General features: G+C 73.1%; 2 protein-coding genes. Both read right to left on the reverse strand.

What is annotated here, in order from left to right; genetic code table 11:
• The coding region (locus tag E1283_RS35840; RefSeq protein WP_132822338.1) for an MFS transporter at nt 1-1,256 on the reverse strand (1,256 nt) is incomplete at its 3' end.
• 109 nt (nt 1,257-1,365) lie between these two features.
• Nucleotides 1,366-1,722: an ArsR/SmtB family transcription factor gene (locus E1283_RS35845; protein WP_132822339.1), complete on the reverse strand. Its 357-nt coding sequence runs from the start codon at nt 1,720-1,722 to the stop codon at nt 1,366-1,368.
• Nucleotides 1,723-1,819 lie beyond the last annotated feature (97 nt).

Raw genomic sequence — 1,819 nt, forward strand, 5'->3', positions numbered from 1 at the left:
AGGTGGGGGTGGTCGGCGGGCAGGTCGGTGTGTCGGTGTTCCAGCGTCTCGGTGTCCCCGCTCGGCCAGAGGAACGCGCCCCCGAGCCCCGCGGCGAGTGAGATGACGGCGAGAAGGAGAGCGGTGGTGGGCAGGCCGATGCCGGTGGCGAGCCAGCCGGCGAGCGGGTAGGTCAGCAGCCAGCACGCGTGGGCGAGGGAGAACTGCGCGGCGTACGCGGCCGGCAGGTCGGCGTCGGCGGCCGAGCGGCGGATCACGCGGCCGGCGGGGGTGATGACGGCCGAGCTGCCGGCGCCGATGAGCGCCCATGTTCCGAGCAGGGCCGTCCACGACCAGGTGCCGGGTGGGACGGCGGTCAGCGTGGCGGCGGCGACCAGGACGGCCGGCAGCATGAGGGCGGCGGGCACCATCACCGTCCGGTCGCCGCGGCGGGCCAGGACGCGGGGCAGCAGCAGGGCGGTCAGCATCGAGCCGGCCCCGTAGGCGCCGAGGGCCAACGAGAGGGCGCCGGCGGGGCGTTCGAAGTGGTCGCGGACGATGACCACGGTGTTCACGTACACGATCGCACCCGCCGCGGCGACGGCCAGGTTGAGGGCGAGCAGCGCCCGAAGCCGCGGTGTGGCCCGGAAGAGCCGCGAGCCGAACGCGATGTCGCGGTAGACGCCGCCCGCCCGCTCGCCGGGGGACGCCTTCGGCAGGACGGCGGCGACAACGAGTGCCGCCGAGGCGAGGAACCCGATCGTGGTGCCGGCGAACAGCCAGTCGTACGTCGTCACCGTCAGCAGGAACGCGGCGAGCGCCGGGCTGAACAGCGACTCCAGGTCGTAGGCGAGCCGGGACATCGACAGGGCGGTGGTGTAGTCGCGTTCGTCGGGCAGCACCTCGGGGATGGCGGCCTGGAAGGTGGGGGTGAACACGGCGGAGGCGGCCTGCAGCAGGAGGACCAGCAGGTAGATCTGCCAGATCTCGGTGACGAGGGGCAGGGCCAGGGCGACGCCGGCGCGGGTGACATCCATGGCCGCCATCAGCCTTCGTGGCGATGCCCGGCCGGCGAGGGCGCCCGCGAGGGGTGCGATGGCGACGTAGGCGACCATCTTGATCGCCAGTGCGGTGCCCAGCACGGCGGAGGCGTCGGAGCCGGCGAGGTCGTAGGCGAGCAGGGACAGCGCGACCGTTGCCAGGCCGGTGCCGACCAGCGCGATGACCTGGGCGGTGAAGAGGCGACGGTAGGTGCGGTTGCGGAGTACGGACAGCATCGGCCCCGTCTCGGGTCGGTGGAGTGCGACCCCCGCATCGTAGTAAACGCGTGCATACCTTTGCACCTGTTAGCGATGGGGTCCCCGGGGGTGTGCCGTGGGGCGCGGGTCAGTCGTGGGGCGGCAGGGAGCGGATCTGGTGATCCGCGACGTTCAGCGCCTCGTCGACCAGGCGCCGCAGGTGTCCGTCGCGCAGGGAGTAGATGACCCGGCGCCCCTCCTTGTGGGTGGAGACCAGGCCGGCGAGACGGAGCTTGGCCAGGTGCTGGCTGACCGAGGGGCGGGCGACTCCGGCGAACCTGGTCAACGTGGTGACGTCCGCCTCGCCTTCGCCGAGCCGCTCCAGCAGCGCCAGCCGGGTGCGGTCGGCGAGCAGCGTCAACACCGAGGCGGCCACCTCTCGGCGCGCGTCGTCCTCCGGCTGCTGCGAGTGGTGCGCATCTGCCATCTCGCCGCTCATGCTCATGCGCACATCGTAGAACCGGCCGCTGTCGCCCGGTGTGGTGCGGGTCGGGCGAACCCCTGGGGGGGTGTCCCCGTCCGGGGCGGGCCCGTTCCGGAGC

It is taken from the genome of Streptomyces hainanensis, assembly GCF_004348415.1.
GTDB classification, from domain to species: domain Bacteria; phylum Actinomycetota; class Actinomycetes; order Streptomycetales; family Streptomycetaceae; genus Streptomyces; species Streptomyces hainanensis.